Raw genomic sequence first — 24589 nt, forward strand, 5'->3', positions numbered from 1 at the left:
CATGGCCCGCTTGATTGAACATCTGGTTGAACCACAACGACTGCTGCTTTTTTGGCAGGCACGAGAGAGTCAAAAGCGCTCCCGGTATCGTGTGGGGCAATTGGTAAAGCAAGGTGGCCATGTGGTACTCCAGTACAGTGTTGGAACTGAGATTGCTTGCGCCAAAGAGGTAGGGTTCCAAGGTTATCCGGCCTTTCCGCTGAAGCAGGTAGAGCACCGTCATCAAGTGATGGAAGCGTTCACGCGCCGCCTGCCACCGCGCACCAGGCGAGATTTTAGCCGTTATCTTGAGCTTCGGGCTATTCCGGCTGACGCCGACATTAGTGAATTTGCCTTGTTGGGCTACAGTGGTGCCAAGTTGCCGGACGACGGTTTTGAGCTTGTGCACCCCTTCGATGAGCCACCGGCGGCTTTTGAGGTGTTGATTGAAGTCGCGGGATTCCGACATGAGGCCGAACTTGAAGTTTCGGAGCTGCAAGCTGGCGATGAGGTTCAATTCGTTCCTGAGCCGAATAACCCGGTGGACTCGAGTGCAATTCGGATGGAAAGCAAGGGATGTAAGCTGGGATATGTGCCCAGGGGCCATCTCACTATGTTAAATCGTATGCTTTCAGGCGGTGCTGATTTAACCGGAGAAGTGTTCCGCTCCAACGGCACGCCCGCCCGACCACTTGTTTATGTGCTGACACAAATCATTCACCATAATGGGTTGATGATGCCGAGTAGTCCCCTGAGGCTGCAAGCCTGAGTTGTTCATATAATCCTTAATACGACCCTGGCCTCTTGGTTGCTGACAACCGCAATCTACGCTGGGGTTTTTATTTCCTGCCTACACCAATCTTTTCAATCTTCTCTAACTCCCATATCGCTTAGTACCAACTTCTTCGATGAATGCTGAACTGGAAATAGTTCCAGGTGTTTTTCAAGCCGGCGATGCCAATGTCGCCATCAGCAAAGTGGGTGTGGTGATTTCAACCGGTCACCAGCGCAAAAGCATCGACATTTCCGCTATACAGAAGGTCCATGGCATCGATGATCATGGAGGCGTCTGTAGCGTTCTTTCCTGTGGTGTAGGCGAACTGCTGAACTGGTTGAATGGCATTGGCATGCAGCTTTTCAATCCAACCGCCCAGCTGTGGGCCGTTACAGTTTCCGTGGGCATGGCAGACGTTTACGGCGCCAAATTTGGCTAGTTCCTAGAGTAAAGTTACTTTGCCGCGATTTTAGCCATTTCGTAAAGCTTCAACATCTGACTTGGGAAGCCACTCAATCGAGAGTTGGCCTCCATCGACATTAACCATGCCCTGGCTGGTGTTAAGTTGGTTTTGCTGGGCGCGGTAGACAAGAAGTATGTTGAGCAACTCCATCAAATGCAGTTTGAAACCTGACCCTTTCAGAGCCGTTTGGTCCTTGTCCTCAAACTACCAGGTGGCATAGTCGATCTGGTTGTCCTCAGACTCACTGCAGAAAAGTACGCGGCCAGTGATGTTACTATTTTTAAGGTGTTGGCCAGCTAATTGATCCAGACGGGCCTGATCAAAACTTGTGTCATAAGTCATCAGGTTTCCTCTTTTGCGTTCACATATCCGGATATCAGCTCAATAAAGCATTGCTTGCTACTTATGCCATTCTGCTTTCTATTCCACCATGGGCTGGCAGGGTGGTGCACTCCTTTTGAATTCTGCTCCAGGCGCTTGCCTACGGTTCTTTTTGCCTTGGTTGAAACAAACACAACGTGATCTGGTTGAATGGCTTTGATTACCTGATCGACAGTAGTCACGGCAATTTCAACGTCCAGATTTGAGTTTTTAATAGAAGCGCCAGTCTTGGCCGGCCTCTGGAAAGCGTTCATAAACGCGATCTGACGAAACACGCTGTCGTTTGCCGGAAGACCTGCCTTCATCAAGGCAGACTCAAGCTGGCGGTAAATAGCGTGCCCTGGAGCTTTCCAGCCATGAAGAGATTTATTCAGAATACCCCTGGTGCGCATCCACTTTTGCTCTTCAGGGTTTAAGTTTTCTTCTGATCCCGCGTACCAGCTTGCTGCATCGATATGCACTGTGCTTTCGCGCGGAAGATAGTGGCTCTCCGCAATTAAAAGTATTTTGGGGTAAATAGTCCCGTATTCAGAGCCAACGAAGGGTTTCAGTAACGGGTATCGATTGTAGACTTCAATAGAGTCCAGCTTGCTATCAAAGTTTTCCGTGTAGTAATGCATTACTTCATCCTGTCCAGTGATTTGATAGTGCTTCCGCTTGCTCCATAATCAACTCAATCGTCGCCGGCGCTTTGTCCGGTGGGTACTTGTAGCGTTGCAGAGTTCTGCGCACCAGAATTCGCAGTTTGGCCCGCACGCTTTCCCGTACCTGCCAGTCCACGGTGGTGGATTTGCGCAGTTTGTCGGTAATCTCTACGGCGATCTTCTTCAGAATCTCATCACCCAGCTCCCGCACGGCGCTTTCGTTGCTGGCCAGGGCATCGTAGAAGGCTATTTCGTCCGGGTTCAGACCAAGGGCTGCGTCCCGCTCCATTTCTGCCTGAAACTGTTTGGCGAGTGCGATCAGCTCTTCGATGACTTGGGCCGTTTCAATGCCCCGGTTGTTGTACTTGCGCAGGGTTTCTTGCAAGCGGTCAGCGTACTTCTTCTCCTGCACCACGTTGTTGCGGGTCTTGGCTTTGATGTCGTCGTTCAGCAGCTTTTCCAGCAACTCGACGGCGAAGTTTTTGTAGGGCATCTGCCGAACGTCTTCCAGAAACTCCTCAGAGAGCAGGCCGATATTGGGCTTGTCCAGGCCGCATAGAGCGAACACGTCGGTTACGCCACCGCCTATCAGCGCGTTATCCAGGATCTGTTTTAGAACAGATTTTTTGTCTTCCTCGGTTAGCTTCTTGTCTACGCTGGTGAACTTGGTAATGGCGGTTTTCACCTGGGACAGAAAGGCCACTTCTTTTTGCAGCACTTGGGCTTCATCCAGCGTGGCGCACAGCGAGAAAGCCTTATTCATGGCCAGCACGGTATCCAAAAAGCGTTTCTTACCGTCGTCCAGGCCTAGAATGTAGTTGGCGGTGGGTACCAGCAATTTGTGGGGCTCTGTTTCAAAGCCCTGACCTTCAAAACAGTAGTAGTCGAACCCTTTGCCTTTGGGGCCGGGTGCGAACATACCGTGGATGATGTCCAGCTTCTCCAGCAGTAAGGCGAAAGCCTCTTCTGCGCTATGGGTGGGCGAGCCTTTGCCTTTGGCATCGGTGTAGGTTTTCAGGGCCTGCTTGAGTTCGTTGGCAATGCCGATGTAGTCCACTACCAGGCCGCCGGGCTTGTCTTTGAATACGCGGTTTACCCGGGCAATGGCCTGCATCAGGTTGTGGCCCTTCATGGGCTTGTCCACATACATGGTGTGGCAACAGGGCGCGTCGAAACCGGTCAGCCACATATCCCGCACGATCACCAGCTTGAGCGGGTCGTTTACGTCCTTGAAACGCTTTTCCAGCCGTTTCTTGGTTTTCTTGTTGTGGATGTGCGGCTGCAGCAAGGCTCGGTCGGCAGCGGAACCGGTCATGACAACCTTGATAGCGCCTTTCTCTGGGTCATCGTTGTGCCACTCCGGGCGAAGGGCGACGAGTTCGTTATACAGGTGGGCTGCAATCTCGCGGCTCATGGCGACAATCATGGCCTTGCCTTCGATGGTGCTGTTGCGAGTCTCGAAGTGCTTCACCAAATCTTCGGCTACCTGCGTCAGGCGGGGGCCGGCGCCTACCAGTTTTTCTAGCCGGCTCCATTCGCCCTTGGTTCTCTCCCGGCTGCCAAGGTCTTCGTCATCTTCAACGACTTCTTCCACCTGGTCAGATAGCGCCTCAATGGCGTCGTGGTTAATATCCAGTTTGGCCAGGCGGGATTCGTAGTAGATGGGGACGGTTGCGCCATCGTCCACGGCATCCTGAATATCGTAGATGGACACGTAGTCGCCAAACACGGCGCGGGTGTCTTTGTCTTCGTTTTCGATGGGGGTGCCGGTAAAGCCGATGAATGACGCATTGGGCAAGGCGTCGCGCATGTGGCGGGCGTAGCCGAACTTATAGGTGCCGTCTTTCTTCAGGGTGGCTTTCAGGCCGTACTGGCTGCGGTGGGCTTCGTCGGAGATCACCACGATGTTGTGCCGGTCGTTCAGAATCGGGTGGCCGCTTTCGTCATTCAGCAAAGCAAACTTTTGCACCGTGGTGAAGATGATCCCGCCGGATTCTCGTTCCGCCAGCAGTTGGCGTAATGTATCCCGGTCTTCTGCCTGCACTGGTTCCTGTTTAAGCAGTTCTTTGGCGGCGCTGAAGGTGGCAAAAAGCTGGCCGTCAAGGTCGTTGCGGTCAGTGACCACAACCAAGGTGGGATTGTTCATTTCTGGCTGTTGCAGCAGCTTGCCGGCGTAACAGCACATAGAAATGCTTTTGCCAGAACCCTGGGTATGCCATACCACGCCGGCTTTCTTGCTGCCGGGCACTACTTCGTCACCGTAAGTGGCGCGTTTTTCGCCGATGCCACCGCCACTCATATCCTGGGCGGCAACCACCGTGGCCCGCACTGCTTCACGCACGGCATGGAATTGGTGGTAGCCGGCAATCTTCTTGATTAGTTTTTCGGCATCGGTTTCGAAAATTACAAAGTAACGGATGTAATCCAGGAACAGCTCACGGTTGAAAAAGCCGCGCACCATGGTTTCCAGCTGCCATTCTAATAGCGGCTTGTCATCTTCGTCTTTGATTGTGCGCCAGGGCATGTAACGCTCCTGGCTGGCGGTGAGCGAGCCCACGCGGGCAAGGTAGCCATCACTAATGATAGCGGCTTCGTTGTAGGCGAACAGGTCGGTGACTTCGTCTTTATAGGTCTGAATCTGGTTAAAAGCATCCCAGATATTCACATTCTCGGCGCCGGGGCTTTTCAGTTCCAGCACCGCCAGCGGCAGGCCGTTAATGAAGCAAATAATATCGGGCCGGCGAAGCTGCTTGGAACCTTCGAGGGTGAACTGGTTGATGGCGCGAAAGCGGTTGACGGTCACGTCACCGAAGTCCACCAGAAACGCCTGATCGTGAATTATCCTGTCGGATTCGCTATCCGACGCTCTGAGCAGCTTATATTCAACCGGTACGCCATCCAGCAGCAGTCGATGAAAGGCGCGGTTGCTGATCGCCACATCCAGGCTCTGCGGTTTGCGCACCACGTCCACCGCTTGCTCCACGGCACTCTGGGGCAGGTGAGGGTTAATGCGACGGATGGCCGCCTCAAGATCAGCCAGTAACAACACTTGCCGGTAATCGGCTCGTTCCGGTGATGGGCCATCCGGTGCCAGATCAGGCCCGTGGGCAATCTCCCAGCCGCCCTCAGCGAACCACTCCAGGCATTGCTGTTCCAGCTGATCTTCAGTCATTCTGTACTACCTTGTTTCCATATTAAATGCAGGGGGCTGTCAGTGGGGGTTGCTAACTTTCACAGCGGTTAGCCGAGTTTCTACTTGAATTGCTTTTGATTATGGTGAATATAGTTTACTTGAGCCATAGATCATGCATAACCGAATTGTTGAGGTAAAGTTGACATTGTTACAAGCCAATTTTGTCGTTTGTTTTCTTGGGAGTGTTCCGGTGAGTCTCAGTGACGTATGATGGCGTTGGAGGATCTAAGTATGGCCAGTGCTAACCAATTGAAAGCCCTAGTTAAATCTCATCTTGAGGGAGATGAGGAAAGGTTCTATTCTGTCGCTATTCAACTGGCCGCCCATGAGGCGAAGATCGGCCATGGTAAGCTAGCAGAAGAGCTCAGGAACCTCGTTGATAAAGCGAAGTTGCAGCGCGGTAAGATTTCCAAAGATCAAGAGAAGACTGTTCCCATTGGCCGACCAACGGGGGAGCTTGCTGGCTTACTTAGTGCGTCCTTCCCGAAGAACCGCCTAGGAGAGATGGTCCTCGATGACCGCTTAGATTACCAATTGAAGAGGGTTGTTCGAGAGCAACGCCAAGCATCACGATTGCTGGCACACGGGCTCGCTCCGCGGCGTAAGATGCTTCTGGTAGGTCCTCCGGGCACAGGGAAGACTCTAACTGCTTCCGTTTTGGCGGGGGAGTTGGGTTTGCCTTTATATCAAGTCCGGCTTGATGGACTTATTACGAAATACATGGGTGAGTCTGCGGCGAAACTTCGTCAGGTATTCGATTTGACCGCTACAGCTCGTGGTGTATATTTTTTTGATGAATTCGATGCTATCGGATCACAGCGAAGTCTTGCTAATGATGTTGGTGAAATAAGGCGAATTCTTAACAGCTTTCTGCAAATGATTGAGCAAGATGACTCTCATAGCCTCATAGTCGCCGCAACCAACCATCCCGAAATATTGGATCATGCCTTGTTTCGGCGCTTCGACGATATTTTGTATTATGAGCTTCCGGATGAGACGAAGACGACAGAATTGCTGAGATCACGCTTAGCAAGTCACGGTCGGTCGAGCATCTCATGGAAGCAGCTTGCGGAGAACGCCCGAGGCCTCAGCTACGCAGAAATTGTAAGAGCGTGTGATGACGCCTTAAAATCAGCGTTAATCGAAGGTAAAGATTCGACTGGATTTGCTGACATACGATATGCCCTAGATGAGCGCAAACAGTCCAAGGCTCGATTTAGTGGGAAAGAATTTCTATAAGGAAGTAGTAATTCATGGCCGATAGAGAACGCCAGCCAAAACATCATTTTGTATTTAAAAAGTCAGGGGAAACTGAAAGTTTTCGTCGTCGGGGAGGTGGTGGTGACGGAAACGAAATTCCGAGGCGGAATCGCCAGTCGCACGGGCAAAGCCTTCTGCAACAGGTCGAAGTACTCAAAGCCGATATTCAGAGCGCGCGAGAACTCCAAGGGGAGGCGGGATTGGAAGATGGTTTTGGGCTGCAAATTGAATTCGAGAGCTTTCCGGATATTGAATTGGCTTTTGAGCGTTTGGCAGTTGAGCGGTCGAAGATCGAATTGCTAAATGTTCGGCACGAGGACTGCAAAACATTTGCGACGGTTTTCGTTCCCGATGGCAAACTGCATCTTCTTGAGAGCAAAATTTCCGACTATCTGAGAAAGAGCAACGCTAGCGGTGCTCCTAAAAACCAGATATTGATTGATGCGATTCAAGGCATACGAAAAGCCAGTGTCAGATCACTTTGGACTGACGACCCAAAAGCTTTCCCCATAGAGTCTGAGGAAGTGATTTGGTGGGAAGTTTGGTTGCCTTTGCGCGGTGATCGGTTTGGAATCGTTGCGCAATTTAGGGGGTTGGCAGAAGGCTTAAGGTTCCGGGTGGCAAAGGGGCAGATAGAGTTCCCAGAGCGCACAATACTCTTGGTTCAGGGCTCCCTTGATCAGATGCAGCGCTCCATGCTTACCCTCAACTGCATTGCAGAATTAAGGCGGGCTAAAGAAACTGCAGATTTCTTTGACTCTCTGCCAACCTCCGAACAGTCGGAGTGGACACAGGAACTGCTATCACGCCTGACGATGCCTGAAGCTGGCGCGGGAGTGCCACACGTTTGTGTGCTGGATACCGGTATAAATCAAGGACATCCTCTTCTTGCCAGAGGGCTTTCTATAGAGGATTGCCATACAGTTGAACCTGGTTGGGGTGTTGATGATGGAAATGGCCATGGAACTGAGATGGCTGGACTTGCTTTGCTTGGTAATCTAACTCCAGTTTTATCATCCTCGAATCCGGTTAATTCGCGTCACCGCCTTGAGTCCGTCAAGCTGCTTAAAAACAATCATTCCAATGGCGGTGATCCGGAGCATCACGGATATCTAACGACTCAAGCTATTGGGCGACCAGAGATTACAGCGCCTCATCGTCTCCGGGTTTTTAGTATGTCTGTGACAGCAAAGGACTCCCGTGATAGAGGGCGGCCTTCTGCATGGTCGGCCACTATTGATCGGCTGGCTGTAGATTATGATAATCAAGGCGAGAGCCATAGGTTGTTTTGTATTTCTGCTGGAAATGTTGATGACCCGAATTTATGGATCAACTACCCGGACAGTAATACGACGGACGGGGTGCACGACCCAGGGCAAGCTTGGAACGCAATCACCGTAGGCGCTAGTACTAACCTGGTTAATATTACCGAGCCAGATACGATTGATTATTCTCCGGTCGCTCCAGCCGGAAGCTTGAGCCCATTCAGCACGACATCCCAAGCCTGGGCGGGTTTCTGGCCCTACAAGCCTGACATCGTTTTTGAGGGTGGAAATGCGGCAGTTACTCACATGTACGAAAGGCCTTATGCGTCAACTATGGCAAGTCTGAGCCTGTTAACTACCAACTCCGAACCAACCACCAAAAGTTTTACTACGACAAATGCAACCAGTGCTGCGACTGCGCTCGCCGCGCGCCTGGCTGCTCAGATAATGGCCGAATATCCAGAGTTACGTGCTGAAACCATTCGGGGATTAATGGTTCACTCGGCGGACTGGACTGCAACTATGAAACGGCAGTGGCTCCCCAATCCGGCTCGCCCTAACAAAAGTGATGTCGCACGTCTCATTCGGCATTGTGGATTTGGCGAACCGGATTTGGAGCGTGCTTTATGGAGCGTCGAAAATTCGCTGACATTGATCTGCGAAGATGCTTTGTATCCGTTTAAGCGAGACGGTAGCAAAGCTCCTACGCTGCGAGACATGAATTTGCATAGGTTGCCTTGGCCTTTGGATGAGCTGGAAGCTCTTGGTCAAGTGGAAGTCGAGATGAGGGTCACACTATCTTACTTCATCGAGCCCAACCCCTCTGCACGCGGCGTAAAGTCGCGGTATCGTTATGAGTCGCATGGCTTACGATTTGAGGTGAAACGACCGGACGAAGGCGACGATGCATTTCGTAGCCGCATTAATGCTGCTGCACAAGATGCTGACGAGGGTAGTTCCACCACCACTGGAAACGACCCGCATTGGTTGGTTGGGCCCAGTAATCGGCACCGAGGAAGCGTACATACAGACATTTGGCGCGGAAGTGCAGCTGATCTTGCCAGCCGAGGGGTGCTAGCTGTTTATCCAGTAAGTGGTTGGTGGAAAACCAGGCAAAAACTTGAAAAGTATAATCAGATAGCGAATTACTCTCTGATTATTTCAGTTCTTGCTCCAGATATTGATGTTGAGCTCTATACCGCTATTGAGAATCAAGTGAAGGTTCTGATTGAGGTTTGATGTCTTGAGCAGTCTTGTAACACCGAAGCATGCAAGCGTTATCGCCGGAGTAAAATTCAATTAACTGTTTTAATCCGGCGAGTACGATTTGCTGGGTTTGGGCAGTTATCGAATTCCGGGTGGTTTTATTACAAATTAGAGCAGATGAGCGGCGCGGGTGGCGATGTTCGGGTAGAACAGCTCATCACCGAAGCCCTGTTCTATGGTAGCAAGGGCTGATGTAAGGCCATCCCCGCGTAGCTGGCCGAACAGTTCGGTGGCCTCGCCCTTGGCAATCAAGGTTTGCTTCAGCTCGCCAATGGCCGTCAGTGCTTCGTCCAACTCCACTGGCTGCATATCAAGTTGCTTGATACCCACTTCGGCCAATCGCTGTTCGTCGTAGCCCTGCAACAGGCTCCACGAACGGGCGTAGTCACTGATGACTCGGGCAACGGCTTCGCCTTCGGTGGAAACCAATCCTTGATTAGTTAGGGTACGGCTTAGCAGGTTAACGGCCTGTTCGAACTCTATGCCGCGCTCGGTGAGCCGGCGCTGGTTGAGGGTGTAGCCTTGAACCAGGTGGTCTTTGAGTACACCGGTTGCCCACTTACGAAACTGCACACCACGCTGGGATTTTACGCGGTAGCCTACAGAGATGATTACATCCAGATTAAAGTAATCGACTTGGTAGGTTTTGCCATCGGCGGCAGTTGTTGCATTTTTTGCAACAACTGAACTTCTGTCGAGCTCACCTTCCTTGAATACATTGCCAATATGGCGGGAGATCACCGATTTATCCCGGTCGAACAAGCCGGTCATCTGATCTAGGCTGAGCCAGGCAGTTTCTTGATCTAGTGCCACTTCCAGGTGAGCCTGGCCATCGTTTGAGGTGAAAATCCGTATTTGTTGTTCAGTCATGACATTTCCTTGTCTAGAGTTCCTTTTGGCGAAGCATATGGCTCGCGAAATCCAAAGCTATCAGAGATTCCGGAGTTATTCCCCATCCTGAACCGGTTCCTTGTTCAGGTCTGTGGTTTTCAAATCCTGCTTAATCTTCTCCAGCGGGCCGCTCAGGGCTTGCTCCAGCCGAGTCATGTGCTCAGTCAACCATTGAATCATCTCTGGCCAGTTGGCTTTGTCATAACCATCTACCGGCTTGCTGTACTGGATTCGACAGGCTTTACGGTCGGGTAGCGGCAGCCAGATAAGCGCGGCGCCAAAGCTGACTTCGATTTTCTCTTTCTGGGCTTCCAGTCGGTTGAATACAAACTGGTTGGCAGCAGCCTGGGAGCGGGCCATAGAAAACTCGACACGAACCTCGCTTTTGCCAAAGATTATGCTGAATACCATGCCGGACAAACCAGAACCGGCGGATAACCAGTGATCCTTTCCAGGGCTGATATTGTTATAGAGGCTACAGTTGCTGTGGCTGAATGCTTCCAGTGCTTGTTCCCAGAAGGCCAGTCGCAGCCGGTGGCGATTTAGCTGCTCGTGGCTGGCGCTTTTTTCCTCGGCTTCTTTGGCCATCATGCCGATCATGAAGTCTGCCGCTTCTGGCGTGGGGATTATCTGCTCCACGTTCAGGAAAAGTTCTGCGCCGGCCTGGTAGGGCGTTACCTTGAAACACTGGCAAATAACGCCGAACTGGCTAAGCCATAGCACGGTATTGGTGACTTCTTTACGATAGTGGGCGGCTACCAGAATCAGGCGCTGGCTTTTCAGGGTGTTCAGCTGCACAGACTGTAAATCATCCGCTTGTAGAAACTCCAACAGCACCTTTTCAGCATTGGCGGGTTCTGCGCCTTCCAACTGAGCTTTTTGGTTGAGGTAGCGCTGAAAAATCTCAACTACCTGCTGCTTTTTCAGGTTGGCGCAGTAACTGGCGTATTTCAGCGCCTGCCAAACCACATCGCGGCCACTGTCATCGAGTTTGTTTTCGATGATGACGAGGTTGCCGTCTTTGTCGACGGCCAGCAGATCCAACCGCTCGCGGGTGTCGTCGAAGCCATCGAATTCCTTCTGAATGATCAGTAGTTCGTCACCTTCGCCCGGAGACAGCGCCTGGGGGTAGTTTTCCAGCCATTCTTGCAGGTGTTTGCGCTCAGTGAAGCCTAGGTCAGTGAAGCGTTTTACTTCCAGAGGCTTTATTCGGTTGGCGGCTGCGTCGATTTTAAACATCAGCTGCTTCCAAGGTGTCGGCCGGCTGATTTTGGGTATTTGAAACGGACAGTTCGCCGGAGAGGAGTTTGGGCAGAAGGGCGTCTCTTTGATGCTCTAATGTGCGGGCTGACGTCTTGTTTATAACAATCTGTTCAACCAAGCTCTGCGTAATTTTTGAGTAGGCTTCAAAGAGAGCAGAACCAGCGTTTATAAATTCGAACCTGTTGATATCGCCTTTACCCAAATGGATCACCGTAGTTGCCGAAGCAGTAAGCTCCAGTGACCTGAGTTGGGGCTCGATAAAGCCTTTGATTAAGGAAACCGAGTAGCCTTTTCTCGGCTTAAAACAACAAACCCGCTGATTCATCCAAGCCAATCCGCCTCCCCAAATGTATGGCTTGAACTCACCATCCATTCCTGCGAGTAGGTCTGCGTTCTGGACAAGGTATCCCTTGGGGTGCTCCTCAGGAGTAGATACTCCCGGTTTTTCATTCTTTAGATCCCGAATTCTGATTAATGGAGTGCCATCGCCAACATTATTAAAAAGTTTGGATTTAAACGCAGCTCCGTAAATGACATCGGCTAATTCGTAGATCGAGGAATAACTCCATCCTTCCGGAATCTCCCCCAGCTCACTATCCTGCATAACCGACGGAAACAGCTCGGCGGTGGCGCGGAGTTCGGCGTATTGTTCGGGCCGTTCGGCCTGGAGGCGGGCTAGTTGTTCTTCAGCACCTGTGGCGGATGCGTCGGCACCAAACAGAGAAGTGCCGGCAATGGCCTGCATGGCAGCGAGCAGGGCGTCTTCCTCGCTGCCGCCGGCTTCCAGTGCGGCGACCTTGGCTTTGACCGGCTCGAAATCGACAAACCAGCTTTTGAAGAGGGCCTGGGCCATTTGTTCGAGGGTTTGGTTGATTTTGTGGTTGATTTGAATCTTGCCGTCTAGTCCACCTAAGGTTTCAGCGATTCGCTTTTGTTCATTTAATTCCGGAAGATAAATTTCAAATTTTGGTATGTCAGCGCATTTCAAACTATCAAAAACAGCCCCGACGTTGATGTACATATTGACTTGAGACCACCATTGAGTTCCTTGCGTTAGCCATCTTAAAAATGGTGGGTAAATCTTAGTGCCGTCAGAGCGCAATAAAACTAAATTCTGACCTAACGCAAATTCTAGAGCATTTGGAACATAGGAGGACTCACCAGGATTGCACCGCCGTGAAAGGACAACATCATCAGGCGTAGGCTTAGTCTTTCTTCGCCAATGATGAAAATCCTCTTCAGAAATGAGTCGTGCACCGTTAAGAGTTATCCGCCCATCTTTTAGCTGAGGAATACCGACATAAGGGCGCCCCTGCTCTTGGGCTTTTGGTGTTTTATGATCGCAATCAATGAGGCTAATACCAGCCATCCGTAAACTGATCAGAGGTCGCTTAGAACTCATATCCCAGACCCCCTAAGTTTCGCTTGATACTCGTCTCCAATCGTTCACTCTCGGCAAACTGCTCCCGCAGCTGCCCGGTCAACCGTGCCATCTTCTCAGCAAACGGCTCGCCATCGTCTTCGAGTTCCTGCGCGCCAACATAGCGCCCCGGAGTCAGCACAAAATCATGTTTTTTAATCTCGTCCAAGCTGACGGATTTGCAGAAGCCAGCCACATCTTCGTAATTTTCGCCGCGCTGCCAGGCGTGAAAGGTGTCGGCGATCTTGGCGATGTCTTCATTTGTGAAGTCTCGGAGAACCCGGTCACGCATAAAACCGAGGTTGCGGGCGTCGATGAATAGCAATTCTTTCTGACGGCCGCGTTTCTTTTCGTTGCGTATCGCGCCGTTGGCTTTGTCTTTGGTTAAAAACCAGATACAGGCCGGGATTTGGGTGTTGGTGAACAGTTGGCCGGGCAGGGCGACCATGCATTCCACCAGGTCTTCTTCCACCAGGCGTTTGCGGATCTCGCCTTCGTTGTTGGTGTTGGAGCTCATGGAGCCGTTGGACAGCAGTAACGCCATGCTGCCGGTCGGTGCCAGGTGGTGCAGCATGTGTTGCAGCCAGCCAAAGTTGGCGTTGCCTTTGGGCGGCGTGCCGTATTTCCAGCGGGCGTCTTCTGTCAGGGATTCGTTCCACCAGTCCCTGATGTTAAAGGGCGGGTTGGCCATCACAAAATCGGCACGCAGGTCTGGGTGTTGGTCGTCCAGGAAGGTGTCGGCGTTTTTCTTGCCGAAGTTAAAGTCGATGCCCCGGATGGCCATGTTCATGGCAGCCAGCTTCCAGGTCGTGGGGTTGGATTCCTGTCCGTATACCGAAATGTGCTTTTTCTGTTCGGCAGCGTCGTAGTGCTGTTCGCTGGCGTGTTGTTCAATAAATTTGTCACTGGAAACGAAAAATCCGCCCGAACCCATGGCGGGGTCGTACACGCGGCCGGAATAGGGCTGTAGCATTTCCACAATCAGGGTGACGATGCTTTTCGGCGTGTAATACTGGCCGCCCTGCTTGCCTTCGGCGAGGGCGAACTGGCCCAGAAAGTATTCGTACACATGGCCGAGGATGTCTTTGCTTTGCAGCTCCAGTTTTTCGCCTTCAAAGATCGGCTTGGTGAAAGATGTGTCGGAGAAGGTGTTGATCAGACCTAGCAATTTGTCGTTGTCGAGCTGGTACTGGCTGATTCGGTTCAGAATGCCTTTGAGCTTTGTGTTGCTCTTCTCGATGTCTTCCAGTGCGTTGTCTATCAGCCAGGAGACGGAGCGCAGTTTTACATCACCGCCAACATCGTCTTGCCAGAGAACAGTGCCTACGGGTAGAACGGCTTTTTCTTTGAGGGTGTTCCAGCGGGCCGGTTTGGGTACCCAGAACACGTTGGCTTCGCGGTAGTAATCTAATACCTCCAGCTCTTCAATTAGCGCCTGCTGGTATTTCTCGTCGTCGAAGTCTTCCCGGGGCAGGTAATAAATGTTGTCGTCGCTGTCGGTCTTGAACAACTCCAGCAACTCTTCCTGGCGCTCCTCGAAGGCGTCAGACACGTACTTGAGAAAGATAAGTCCAAGAACTACGTGCTTGTAGTTGGCGGCGTCCAGATTGGCACGGAGCTTGTCAGCGGCTTTCCAGAGTTTGTCGTCCAGAGCCTTGAGGAATTGCTGTTCAGTGTTGTGCATTGTGCCCCTCGTGGGTATTTCGATCGTTCGATTTTGTTCAGGATAACGCATTGGTGCGACGTTAAATGTCGCTGTGGCAGGCAGATTTGGAAACATTAATTAGGGAGCTTAGAGGAAGTGGGAACTTGCCGCAATTGGCATCCCGGCCAGTGAGGCGCTGGCGGTCTGGTCTAAATATAACGCGTGCAGATGGCTTCCAGCCATACCGACTCGATCGTTACGTCGGTTTTCGACCGCGCTTAGGTCTAAGCATCGCTAGGAAAGGAGCAAAACCCATCCCCGAAGGTCTTTCACCATCGAGGATGGACGCTGGCTGAAACTAGTGGAGCGTCCTGGGCGTTTGCAGAAAAAAGTGCGCGCCGGTATTGAAGTCCATTACTGCGTGAATGCGGTGGGGATCCTCTGAGTTTCGATACAGTTCCAGGGTTATCCAGTCCTCGCCACGTTGCATTTGCGCGTTGAAGATCACTTCCTCACAATTGAATTGCTGTGAAAGCGTTGCTGCGAGTTGCTGCGCTTGGGTCAGAAATTTCATATTAGCTCCCATTAAAACCAAGTGTGTTTCTTGATATCGCCAAGTTGGTCTGCCGCCGATCTTGGTGGAGGAGGAGGAGTCTGCTGCATGGACGACCCTGAGTTGTCGGTGTCATCGTCCAGGTGATCCATCGTTTCGGTAATCGTTGCAATGCTGCCGTCCGAGCAGCACAGCTCCAGCGTCACTTTTGCGCCTTTGAAGTGATCGACTGTCCACGCAATGATGAGTGCGTCCCGAAGCAGGTCGCTGATGTAGCTGCATTGGTTTTTCATATTTATATTCCTTAGAACAAGAGGGTTTGGTTTTGACCGGTCGAGTTCTAAGTTACACGAATTCTCCGTTTGACCTAATGACTAGCCTGGAGCGGTGGGGTGTGCTTGAATGAAGAGGCAAAACAGATGGTTACGGAAGTATTTGGTAATACAGGAAAAGCAGGGTTAAAAAAGGCAAAGGATTACGGCTCGGTAACAATTGAGCGTTCTCTAAACAATCAGGGGATGTGGGGACTGATGATGGGACAGCACTCTAAATCCCTCTAAGTTATTGATTAAAGGGAAAGAGTGGTGCCCGGAGGCGGAATCGAACCACCGACACGAGGATTTTCAATCTCTTGTATGCCAATTCTGACAAAAGCTCATGGCATTAAATAACATTAAAAACAAGAATTTATAGAATTTACGTGTCATGTTCAGTTGTCTAATTTCGTCAGTTCTTATGGTTTAGTGTCCCGCCAGTGTCCCATGGGGCAGCTGTTCTTAAAACGCATTCCGGTGCTCTGGCTAATCGAAACTGCGATTAATGTAGATAATCCGCATTTCGTTCTTAGCCTCATACAGCGTATGACCAGCTGGGCACCGCCAAATGTCCGTCCAGGATGTGTAGGAGCGACCTGCGTTGCTTTCATCCTCTTTGGCCATACGAATATCCATCACCAGCTGTTTGCACGAATAGCACCACACATCGGCGGCGCCAATCGTTACCCACTGTGCTATCTCATGTCTGACGGCTTTAAAAGCTCCTGTAGGTAGATTGGTCACTTGCTTTCCACCCCCATGGCTGGCATGGCCCAACCAGAGGGGTAGGGACTGACGCACGACCTCGTCGCGCCACGACATTGTTATTGGTTCGTCGACATATTTTAGAGACCAGTTAAGTAGTTCACTTGCTGGCAAGGTGATGGTGCAGTTGTATTCATGCTCGCCATAGGTTGGTGATGCTACCAGCAGCACTTCAGAGCAGGGCGGGACGGCGTCTAGGTAGGCCATGATGTCACCGGCCATCTTCTGCTTTTTCCGGTAATTCTGGCTAAAAAGTCGTTTGAAAGTATGCTTTATGCCAGTCATTCATACCTCTATTCATTGCCTCGGCCAACTCCGGTTGATGAAGCCGGTGAGCGTTGTTGCGCAGAGCCAATCACTGCAATGGTAAGACAGAGCTTTCGAGCCTATGTACTGGTCTCAAAATTCCAATAAATCTCTGCCTGTTCGGCGACAATTAGGATGACCGGTTAACGACAATTATCTTGGCCGGTTGGGTGTAACAATCGGTACCTTGTTTTCCACTGTGGAGCACTAGGTGCCTGGTCAACACATAACCAACCGACAAGAGGAGCTGTGCATGCAGCACCGACAAAATGGCGCAAGCCAAGAAGTAGCTGCCGCCAAGGCAGGCGTTTCTGTCCGATCTGGGCGACGCATCGAGACATCAGCACAAAAACCCTGCCTTGACACCGAGCGGCAATGGCGTACCCGAGAAGATCCACTGGATGCGGTTTGGGAAACAGAGTTGCTCCATCTGTTAGAAAATGAGCCTAAGCTGACCGGTACAACTCTGCTTGATTATCTGCAAGAGCATTACCCTGAGCACTACGATCAGACCATTCTGCGCACCCTGCAACGCCGTGTGAAGCTCTGGCGGGCGCTACACGGGCCGGAACGCGAGGTCATTTTTCGCCAGCAGGCGGTTGTGGCGCAACAGGGGTTTTCTGATTTTACCCACCCCGACAACCCGGTTACGATTCAATCCAAGACCTTTCCACACCTGCTCTATCAATTTCGATTGGCCTACAGCGGTTGGCGCTCGGTTACCGTCGTTCAAGGTGGTGAGAGTTATGCGGCTCTGGCGGCGGGCTTGCAGCGAGCCTTACAACAGGTGGGTGGCAGTCCCATTGAGCACCGCACCGACAGCTTAAGCGCGGCACGCAATAACCGTCAAAACGTGTGGACTGAGGCTTACAGCGAGCTGTGCCAGCATTACCGCATGACACCCACTCGCAATAATCTGGGGCAGTCCCATGAAAACGGCGTGGTGGAGTGCGCCAATGGCTCGCTCAAGAAACGCTTGGCACAACAGTTGTTATTGCGCGGTCACAGTGACTTCGACGGTGTTGCGCACTATCAGGCTTTTATTGATCGCGTTGTCGACAAGCTCAATCAGCGCAACCGATCGCGCGCGCTTGAAGAGCAGGCGGCCTTGCAGCCTCTGCCGGAGTTTACGGCGGCCGAGTATCAGACCCTCCACCTTAAGGTGACGCGCAGCTCAACGATCGAAGTCCGGCGCGTTGTTTACACCGTGCCATCGCGGCTGATTGGAGAGTCGGTACAAATCCGGTTGCACCACGACAAGCTGGTGCTGTTCGTCGGACAGCAGCCGGCACTGACATTACCGCGCATTTACCCCAAACCTGGCGAGAATCGCGCCCGCAGCGTCAATTACCGGCACGTTATCCGCTCGCTGGCCTCGAAGCCGCAGGCCTTCCGTTACTCTCAGTTGCGTGATGACTTACTCCCGGACGACAACTACCGTCAACTCTGGCAGCTTGCGGATACGCACCTTGAAGCCCGAGAAGCCTGCAAATGGATCGTGACAACATTGCGACTGGCCTTCGAGTACGATGATGAACAGTCGCTGGGGGAGGATCTGCTGATTGAGGCCCAAGCAGGCCGGTTCGCGTCCATTACCGAGATTCAGTCACGCTACCTTCGCGGCAACCCAGACCTCAAGTGCTCTGCATCAAGCCAACACACCTTAGTGAGCTACGACGAGCTACTGTCCTCGATCAACAGTCAGGAGGCACAGATATGACAGGCTCTGTCGCTTTACTGTTAAAAGAACTCCGTCTGCCGGCCTTCCACCGTCATTACCAATCGCTCTGGGAAACCGCCATTGAGAAGAACTGGTCACACACCGATTACCTAGCGGCATTGTGTGAGTACGAGCTCTCAGACCGCTACCAGCGCCGGACCCAGAAGTGGGTACGCGAGGCAAAACTTGCCGCCAACAAGACCTTCTCAGCGCTTGATCAAAGCGCGTTCAGCCGCCCCTGCAACACCGCACTGGCAAGGCTGCAACAAGACAGTGACTGGGCACACCATGCCGACAATGTGCTGTTGATTGGCCCCAGCGGCACTGGCAAAACCCATATCGCTAATGCACTGGGTCATCAACTCACCGAACAGGGGGTACGCTGCAAACTGTTCCCTGCCATAGCGCTGGTTCAGCACTTACAACAGGCCAAGCGCGATCTCGACTTGATGACAGCCATGACACGGCTGGATAAATACAGGGTCATCATCATCGATGACATCGGTTATGTAAAAAAGACGGATGCAGAAACCCAGGTACTGTTCGAGTTCATCGCCCATCGCTATGAGAGTGGCAGTCTAATCGTCACAGCCAACCAACCATTTAGTGAGTGGGATCAAATCTTCCCAGACAGCATGATGACTGTAGCGGCCATAGACCGGCTGATACACCACGCAACTATTATCGAATTAGAGGGGGAAAGTTACCGAAGACAGCAGCATCTCAAGCAGGCTGCAAAGAGTAAGAAGTAAGACCACCCAACCGGCCATCATAGTTGTCGCGGACCGGACAGGATAGTTGACGCCGAACATCTGCCATTTCTGGGCATCAGATGATGTAAATTACGCTCGTTGCCTGCCGTCGATTCAGACAAGTAACGCCAGCATTCCTATTGTTTTTCCTGCTTCTTCGGTCGCAGAGTCTGCCCGCTTATCGATTTTAGTAATCCCGCTAGTGATGCTTCCTCGTCAACATTGTGGTCAATGCCATGTTTGTCCTTCCAGCGGTCGCGGTTTCGGTTCTTCAACCAAAATATCGCGGCTGTCGGGTCTGGTGGATAGTGCTTAACGTACTCGGTCTCGATTATCTCCCCATTTACCGCTCTAATATCAACGGCTTTGTGAGAGTAGCCAATCGCCCTGTCTCTCAGCGCAGCTTCAACCAGTGAAGTGTCGTACTGATCTTTTCCATCTTTTAGGGCTAAAACCAAATCTTCGTGCTTTTTTTTCCAGTTATTCAGGGTTTGTACGGTAACACTGAAGAAATCAGCAATTTGTTCGTCTGTTCCCCCCATTATGCCCAGCTTTCTAGCCTGCTCTGCGTATTCCGGCTTGTAGAGCGTTTTGGGCTTTGTATTGCCCTTTGCACCCTTCGCGTATTGGTTGCCTTTATGTGCTGCCATTGGGTCCCCCTAAACCGCTAATGCGACTATCAGTAATACGGTGTACTCGACGTCGTTAAGCTTGAGCTATCCGTGACTTACTGACAATCAGCCTTTGGGCTCCGTCTGCCAGGGCGGCGGGTTTGAGCTTTTGGGGTTGGTCGCCGATGCGTCCGGCGTCTTGTTCGGTCGCCATGAAGTTAAATTTCTATTGCTGAAATAAACTGCAGTTGAGCCCATAGTTTGAATGACCTGTAGTTCTGGCAGCCGTTAGCAAACTCACATCAGAAGCTGATTTTTTCTCTGAATAGCTTCCCAAAAAGCATGTGGTCGCCGGATTCATGACGCAATCTGCCTGCAATAATGCAAGGCGAGATGTTGAGGTCTCGGGCAAGAGCTCGAATGCTGCTCGGGTCTGTCGGTTTCTGGCTTTCCCATATTTCGGAAGGCATTAGCGCATTCTGAGCCAGTGCGTCAGCTTCGTCTTCCCTCTCGTCGTTACTCCTCGCTTTAAGATCGTCTATAAACCAAGTCTCTGTTTCATCCAGATGAAGAGCAACATGTGAAAGCTCGTGCATGAGCGTGAACCAGAAATTGTCGAGCCTGGCGTGTCTGAGCGTCATCGCAATTACTGGATTGCCGTTCGCGGCAATACACACCGCCCCGTCAAGATAGGTTTTTGGCAGGTGAGGTTCTATAACAAGATGAATGCCCGTTCTATTCAAGTATTCAATCGCAAGCTGCGGGCCTTTTTCCGACCATGACAGTTGAGCAAGAGTTTTCAGCCAAGCTAGGCTAACTGTCCCTTTTTTGTACGCGATGGGTAATCTCTGCTCTTGAGCTTTGTGGAGTACACGAGCCTGCCAGGCCCACAGTGCGTATGGGTCTGTTACTTTGTCGTTAGAACGCAGATGCGCGGTGGTACGGAGCATCGCCGGTTTGAGTTCAAAACCGCCCGGAATACCCTTCAATAACTTGCTTACCCACTCAGAGGCATACTCTCTCAACTCCTGGAGCGAGCCGTTGAAGCCCTCGAAATACCCTCTTTTTCGCATCACGCTCAGAGGGAATGCCTGCCAGTCGATATCCTGGCTGTTTGCGGTTTCTTGTGACACATCTCGAATGAGTACGTCGGCTGGGATTCCAAGGCCGTCAGTGAGTCGACGAATCATGTTGAGGCTCAGGTTGCGGGTGCCGTTCAGTACCTCGGTGACCTTGGATGCGGAGCCAATGTAAGGAATCAGGTCTTTCTTCTTGAGGCCCTGCTGATCCATACGGAAACAGATGGCGTCCAGAGGGCCCGGCACATCAATCGGGAATTCTTTCCGCTCATAGCGTTCTACTAACAGTGCCAGTAAATCCAGCTCATCAGCGTCTTGACTACCCGGCTGAGGATCAGCATCCATGAGACCCATGACACGGGCCATAGCCTGTTCATGTTCCTCCGGAGTCTTGATGATTTTGATGTGACCCATGATTTTTAGCCCCTAAAATTGCTTTTTATCGTATTCAGCGTGAGTGCCCACCCACTCCACCACCACAATGCCGTTCTGATAGCGGACTTTCACAACGAGTCGGTAATCATTGCCTTTGATATTGAAAATAGTCCGATTGTCTGCAAGAAAATCTGCACTGCGATAGCGGTTCTTGATGTCTTGTGGGGTCTGCCAGGATGCCCTCTCAGCTTCATCAACCCATGCTTCCAGCGGTTTTCTGGATGAAGCATGCTTGCGAATGCAATGGTAAATTTTTTCTCTTCCTAAGATTTTCATAAGCTAGAAAGTTCCCTTTGTGGGAATTATAGAGTTTGTTTCCAAAAAGGGAAGTTCCGAGTAGTTATAAGGACAGCGCAGGCTATTCCAGTATCTACCGTTAAGCGGTATAAACAGTTAATCAAGAGCGGCCGCTACAACGGTATTGGCCAGTTGGCAGCGGGTTTCGCTGGCCTGGTTCAGGCGCTGCTTGAGCTGGTCGCAGAGGGCCATGAGTTCGTCGACTTTTTGAACAATGCGTTTCTGTTCAGCGAGAGGAGCGATAGGAACCTCAATTGAATCCCACTTTGAACGATTGATAATCGGGGTGGCAGACCCAGTAGCTTTTGCAAGAACGGCATTTTGGAAGAAGTCTGCTTTGAGTGTGGCTAACAGATAGTCTGGTTCTATGAGGACTGGGCGAACTTTATTGAGCTGCTGGTTGAACCCACAACGTTCTGTGATTTTGGCAGTCTTACCAATGGATCCACCAATACATACAGTCATGATGTCCCCAGGAATAGCTTCTTCTGACAACGATAGTCCATCTTCAGACAAGAACTTTTCCGGGGCGAGAATTTCCCCTGACCCTGTAACTTGGCCAGGCCCCAGAAAGGGGATGTTGCCTGAAAAAAAGTTCGGAACTTTGGTACTGGGTGTTTTACCAGTCGAAGTGAATCCAGTATTGAAAAGAGAAGTCCATAACCAACTTTTTGGAATATCGAACGGTTTAACCTCCGCCGATATTTCACATGGTGCTTTTTGCGTCCTTTTTCTTTTCTGTCTTTGGGCTTTCTCCATCGAAACTCTCACGATTAACTCCGCAGCTGACTCATCCACCGGGTTCTGCTCCACCAACCGCCCCATCACCGCCAGCTGCAGAACAGTCTGCTTGAGCTTGTCGATGCTCTGTTCGGTGGTGAACAGGGTGTCGAAGTGGGCGGCGAGGCGGGCCCAGTTGTCGGCAAGTTCGGTGGCGTTTTCGGATTGGGTGAGGGTGCCGAGCAAGGTGTCCACGAGTGTTTCGTGGGCTTTAAGCTGATCGCTGCTTTGCTGTTCCAGCCGGTCGCAGAGGGCCATGAGTTCATCGACTTTTTGGACGATGCGGTGTTGTTCTTCCGTGGGTGGAAGTGGAACCGGAATAGACTCCCATTTACCTTTATTTAGTATTGATATGGTGGTACTTGAAGATTTTTCCCACGCTGCTTTTTGAAAATATGGTGATTTGAGACAGAGCAATAAAAATCGTGATGTCTCCAGTATGTACGGAGTTATAGAGTTGATTTGCTGGTTGAATGTGCTCTGCCGTTCAATCAGCCCGCATTTGCCGATAGTACCAATGCAGACCATTAGGATTGATTCTTTCTGGGCCCATTTCCCCAGCGCAGACTTCCCAGCCTCAGTTAGTCCCTCGTTCTCATAGCGGACGTCACCATTCTCCGAAATGTCTCCCGGTTTGAGAAAGGGAATATCACTACCGAAAAATTCACTCTTTGATTTGGAGGGAGTGGAGCCTGTTTGTGTATATCCAAGAGCTCCGAGCGCCTGCCAGCTCCAAGCTTTGGGAATACTAAACGGGTAGTCTGCTTCGGGCACATTAATTATCGCTTTCGGCTTCTTTATTCTCCCCGAGATTACAAGCGCCGCTTTTTCAGCTTCTATGTTAGCGATAAGCGTGGAACTTGGCTTACTGGTTGAGCTTTGAGTTATCAGCTTTCCCCGAACTGCCAACTCCAAAATCAGCTCCCGCAGTTTCTTAATGCCAGTTAGCCCAATCTTGCTATTACTTCCTCGCCCACGAGTAGATTTCTGAGTGACCGCTCCCGTCCACAGGTCCAAGTGCTCAGTAATCAGCTCATCCGCACTCACGCATCACCCCCAGCGCTTCGATCACTAAGAGCCTCGGCTAAAATGTCCCGCAGCTGATTGCGAATTTCCTGAACTTCAGCTTGCCGCTGTTCGTATTTGGCCAGCAATTCATCCGGGTCGTGATTAACCAGTTCGCCCTGGTGCGGATTCTTTATATCCAGGTTGTAGTTGCGAGCCTTGATGTCATCGATAGACACCTTCCACGCCTGCTCGGTTTCCTCCCGGCTGGTAAAGCCGTCGGCTTCGCTGCCCCACCAGTTGATTTCCGTCTGGAACTCTTCGAATCGCATGGGTTTGGTTTTGTTGTAGCTTTTCACGCCGTCCGGGTAGGGGTGTTCGTAGTACCACACGTTTTCGGTGGGCTTGCCCTTGGTGAAGAACAACAAGTTGGTCTTGATGCCTGTGTACGGGCTAAACACACCGTTGGGCAAGCGCACGATGGTGTGCAGGTTGCACTCGTTCAGCAGCTTTTCTTTCAGGCGGGTTTTCATGCCTTCACCGAATAAGAAACCGTCTGGTAGCACCACGGCAGCGCGGCCGCCGTTGCGCAGCAGATGGATAAATAGGGTCATGAACAGGTCGGCGGTTTCCCGTGTGCGGAAAGCCGCAGGAAAGTTGGTTTCTATGCCGTCTTCTTCCATGCCGCCAAAGGGCGGGTTGGCGATGATGATGTCTACCCGTTCTTTCGGGCCCCAGCTGATAAGCGGGCGGGCCAGGGTGTTGTCATGTTTGATCTGGTCTGGCACTTCTATGCCGTGCAGTATCAGGTTGGTGGTGGCCAGCAGGTGGGGCAGGGGCTTTTTCTCTACGCCGATGATGGTGCGTTGCAGCGTCTGCTCGTCTTGCGGTGTTTGCACATAGCGTGTGCGCTTGTGGTCGATGGTACAGGTTAAAAAGCCACCTGTGCCACAGGCAGGGTCCATCACTTTTTCTTCCAGCTTCGGGTCTACCCGATTCACCATGAATTGAGTAACAGCGCGAGGTGTATAGAACTCACCGGCGTTGCCCGCGCTTTGCAGGTCTTTGAGGATTTGTTCGTACATATCGCCAAGCTCGTGGCGCTCGGCGGATTTGTTGAAATTTACGCCGCTTTGTAACTTGTTGATCACCTGGCGCATCAGCTGGCCGGATTTCATGTAGTTGTAGGCATCTTCAAATACATTGCGGATAACCACGCCGCGGTAATCGTCGCCGGCGGGCTCCAGGTTTTGCAGGCCGGTGAACAGGGTGTTATCAATGAAGTCTTTTAGATCGTCGCCAGTCATGCCTTCCGGGTCGGCGGCCCAATTGCGCCAGCGTAGTTGCTCTGGAAGCGGGGATTTGTAGTCGTCGTAGAAGACTTCCCATTCCTGTTCGCGGTCGTCAAAAATCTTCAGGAATAGCATCCACACCAGCTGGCCTATGCGTTGGGCGTCGCCGTCCACGCCAACGTCTTTGCGCATGATGTCCTGAATGGATTTGATGGTGCTGCTGATAGACATAGGT

The 24589-nt window shown here is 51.5% G+C and carries 22 protein-coding genes; 6 read left to right on the forward strand and 16 right to left on the reverse strand.

The features are described 5' to 3' along the window. Position 1 precedes the first annotated feature (1 nt). Positions 2-748, forward strand: coding sequence for an HIRAN domain-containing protein (locus tag MELB17_RS06580; RefSeq protein WP_007349386.1), 747 nt, complete (start codon positions 2-4; stop codon positions 746-748). A gap of 223 nt (positions 749-971) precedes the next feature. Here the strand turns inward: MELB17_RS06580 and MELB17_RS23625 are convergent, their stop codons facing one another. From MELB17_RS23625 to MELB17_RS06595, 4 genes are all read right to left on the reverse strand, one after another. Beyond that, positions 972-1133 carry an NYN domain-containing protein gene (locus MELB17_RS23625; protein ID WP_227498833.1) on the reverse strand — a complete coding sequence of 54 codons (162 nt, stop codon included), beginning with the start codon at positions 1131-1133 and terminating at the stop codon, positions 972-974. 288 nt (positions 1134-1421) lie between these two features. Continuing rightward, entirely contained in the window at positions 1422-1559 is a 138-nt protein-coding gene (locus MELB17_RS24495) for a hypothetical protein (protein ID WP_007349389.1), read from the reverse strand. Further along, on the reverse strand, positions 1559-2218 hold the full coding sequence (locus MELB17_RS06590) for a hypothetical protein (RefSeq protein ID WP_007349390.1): 660 nt from the start codon (positions 2216-2218) through the stop codon (positions 1559-1561). The genes MELB17_RS24495 and MELB17_RS06590 overlap by 1 nt, the downstream gene beginning before the upstream one ends. Positions 2219-2222: 4 nt before the next feature. Continuing rightward, a complete protein-coding gene (locus MELB17_RS06595) occupies positions 2223-5414 on the reverse strand; it encodes a type I restriction endonuclease subunit R (RefSeq protein WP_007349391.1) in 3192 nt (1063 codons plus the stop codon). Between the two features lie 252 nt (positions 5415-5666). On the opposite strand from MELB17_RS06595, the gene MELB17_RS06600 reads away from it, so the two are divergent. After that, entirely contained in the window at positions 5667-6674 is a 1008-nt protein-coding gene (locus tag MELB17_RS06600; RefSeq protein WP_036183940.1) for an AAA family ATPase, read from the forward strand. A 14-nt stretch (positions 6675-6688) separates the two neighbouring features. Then, positions 6689-9199, forward strand: a complete 2511-nt coding sequence (locus MELB17_RS06605) for a S8 family peptidase (RefSeq protein WP_007349393.1) — start codon at positions 6689-6691, stop codon at positions 9197-9199. A gap of 135 nt (positions 9200-9334) precedes the next feature. Here the strand turns inward: MELB17_RS06605 and MELB17_RS06610 are convergent, their stop codons facing one another. The 6 genes from MELB17_RS06610 to MELB17_RS06635 form a co-directional block, all read right to left on the reverse strand. Further along, the gene (locus tag MELB17_RS06610) at positions 9335-10096 is read right to left on the reverse strand and encodes a virulence RhuM family protein (RefSeq protein WP_007349394.1); all 762 of its coding nucleotides are present in this window, start codon (positions 10094-10096) and stop codon (positions 9335-9337) included. 75 nt (positions 10097-10171) lie between these two features. Then, the gene (locus MELB17_RS06615) at positions 10172-11356 is read right to left on the reverse strand and encodes a DUF4268 domain-containing protein (RefSeq protein ID WP_007349395.1); all 1185 of its coding nucleotides are present in this window, start codon (positions 11354-11356) and stop codon (positions 10172-10174) included. Beyond that, positions 11349-12782 (reverse strand): restriction endonuclease subunit S, encoded by a 1434-nt coding sequence (locus MELB17_RS06620; RefSeq protein WP_198136456.1) that lies wholly within the window; start codon positions 12780-12782, stop codon positions 11349-11351. The genes MELB17_RS06615 and MELB17_RS06620 overlap by 8 nt, the downstream gene beginning before the upstream one ends. Beyond that, positions 12772-14484, reverse strand: a complete 1713-nt coding sequence (locus MELB17_RS06625) for a type I restriction-modification system subunit M (RefSeq protein WP_007349397.1) — start codon at positions 14482-14484, stop codon at positions 12772-12774. Before MELB17_RS06625 ends, MELB17_RS06620 begins: the two co-directional genes overlap by 11 nt. A gap of 319 nt (positions 14485-14803) precedes the next feature. Then, positions 14804-15019, reverse strand: a complete 216-nt coding sequence (locus MELB17_RS06630) for a hypothetical protein (protein ID WP_036183946.1) — start codon at positions 15017-15019, stop codon at positions 14804-14806. Positions 15020-15030: 11 nt separating this feature from the next. Beyond that, on the reverse strand, positions 15031-15291 hold the full coding sequence (locus MELB17_RS06635; RefSeq protein ID WP_007349399.1) for a hypothetical protein: 261 nt from the start codon (positions 15289-15291) through the stop codon (positions 15031-15033). A gap of 105 nt (positions 15292-15396) precedes the next feature. Between MELB17_RS06635 and MELB17_RS24500 the strand changes: the two genes are divergently transcribed. Beyond that, the gene (locus tag MELB17_RS24500; RefSeq protein ID WP_157133257.1) at positions 15397-15558 is read left to right on the forward strand and encodes a hypothetical protein; all 162 of its coding nucleotides are present in this window, start codon (positions 15397-15399) and stop codon (positions 15556-15558) included. A gap of 240 nt (positions 15559-15798) precedes the next feature. Here the strand turns inward: MELB17_RS24500 and MELB17_RS06640 are convergent, their stop codons facing one another. Beyond that, positions 15799-16362, reverse strand: a complete 564-nt coding sequence (locus MELB17_RS06640) for a hypothetical protein (protein ID WP_007349401.1) — start codon at positions 16360-16362, stop codon at positions 15799-15801. A 274-nt stretch (positions 16363-16636) separates the two neighbouring features. On the opposite strand from MELB17_RS06640, the gene istA reads away from it, so the two are divergent. Beyond that, entirely contained in the window at positions 16637-18103 is a 1467-nt protein-coding gene (gene istA / locus MELB17_RS06645; protein WP_007349402.1) for an IS21 family transposase, read from the forward strand. Beyond that, entirely contained in the window at positions 18100-18855 is a 756-nt protein-coding gene (istB, locus tag MELB17_RS06650) for an IS21-like element helper ATPase IstB (protein WP_007349403.1), read from the forward strand. The genes istA and istB overlap by 4 nt, the downstream gene beginning before the upstream one ends. A gap of 137 nt (positions 18856-18992) precedes the next feature. Here the strand turns inward: istB and MELB17_RS06655 are convergent, their stop codons facing one another. The 5 genes from MELB17_RS06655 to MELB17_RS06675 form a co-directional block, all read right to left on the reverse strand. Then, positions 18993-19505, reverse strand: coding sequence for a hypothetical protein (locus MELB17_RS06655; protein WP_007349404.1), 513 nt, complete (start codon positions 19503-19505; stop codon positions 18993-18995). A gap of 263 nt (positions 19506-19768) precedes the next feature. Then, positions 19769-20959 (reverse strand): ImmA/IrrE family metallo-endopeptidase, encoded by a 1191-nt coding sequence (locus tag MELB17_RS06660; RefSeq protein WP_007349406.1) that lies wholly within the window; start codon positions 20957-20959, stop codon positions 19769-19771. A 12-nt stretch (positions 20960-20971) separates the two neighbouring features. After that, positions 20972-21256 (reverse strand): type II toxin-antitoxin system HigB family toxin, encoded by a 285-nt coding sequence (locus MELB17_RS06665; protein ID WP_007349407.1) that lies wholly within the window; start codon positions 21254-21256, stop codon positions 20972-20974. A gap of 117 nt (positions 21257-21373) precedes the next feature. Then, the gene (locus MELB17_RS06670) at positions 21374-23104 is read right to left on the reverse strand and encodes a restriction endonuclease subunit S (RefSeq protein WP_007349408.1); all 1731 of its coding nucleotides are present in this window, start codon (positions 23102-23104) and stop codon (positions 21374-21376) included. Further along, entirely contained in the window at positions 23101-24585 is a 1485-nt protein-coding gene (locus MELB17_RS06675) for a type I restriction-modification system subunit M (RefSeq protein WP_007349409.1), read from the reverse strand. The genes MELB17_RS06670 and MELB17_RS06675 overlap by 4 nt, the downstream gene beginning before the upstream one ends. Positions 24586-24589: the final 4 nt, after the last annotated feature.

This window comes from Marinobacter sp. ELB17 (assembly GCF_000169375.1).
In the GTDB taxonomy this organism is placed as follows: Bacteria; Pseudomonadota; Gammaproteobacteria; order Pseudomonadales; family Oleiphilaceae; genus Marinobacter.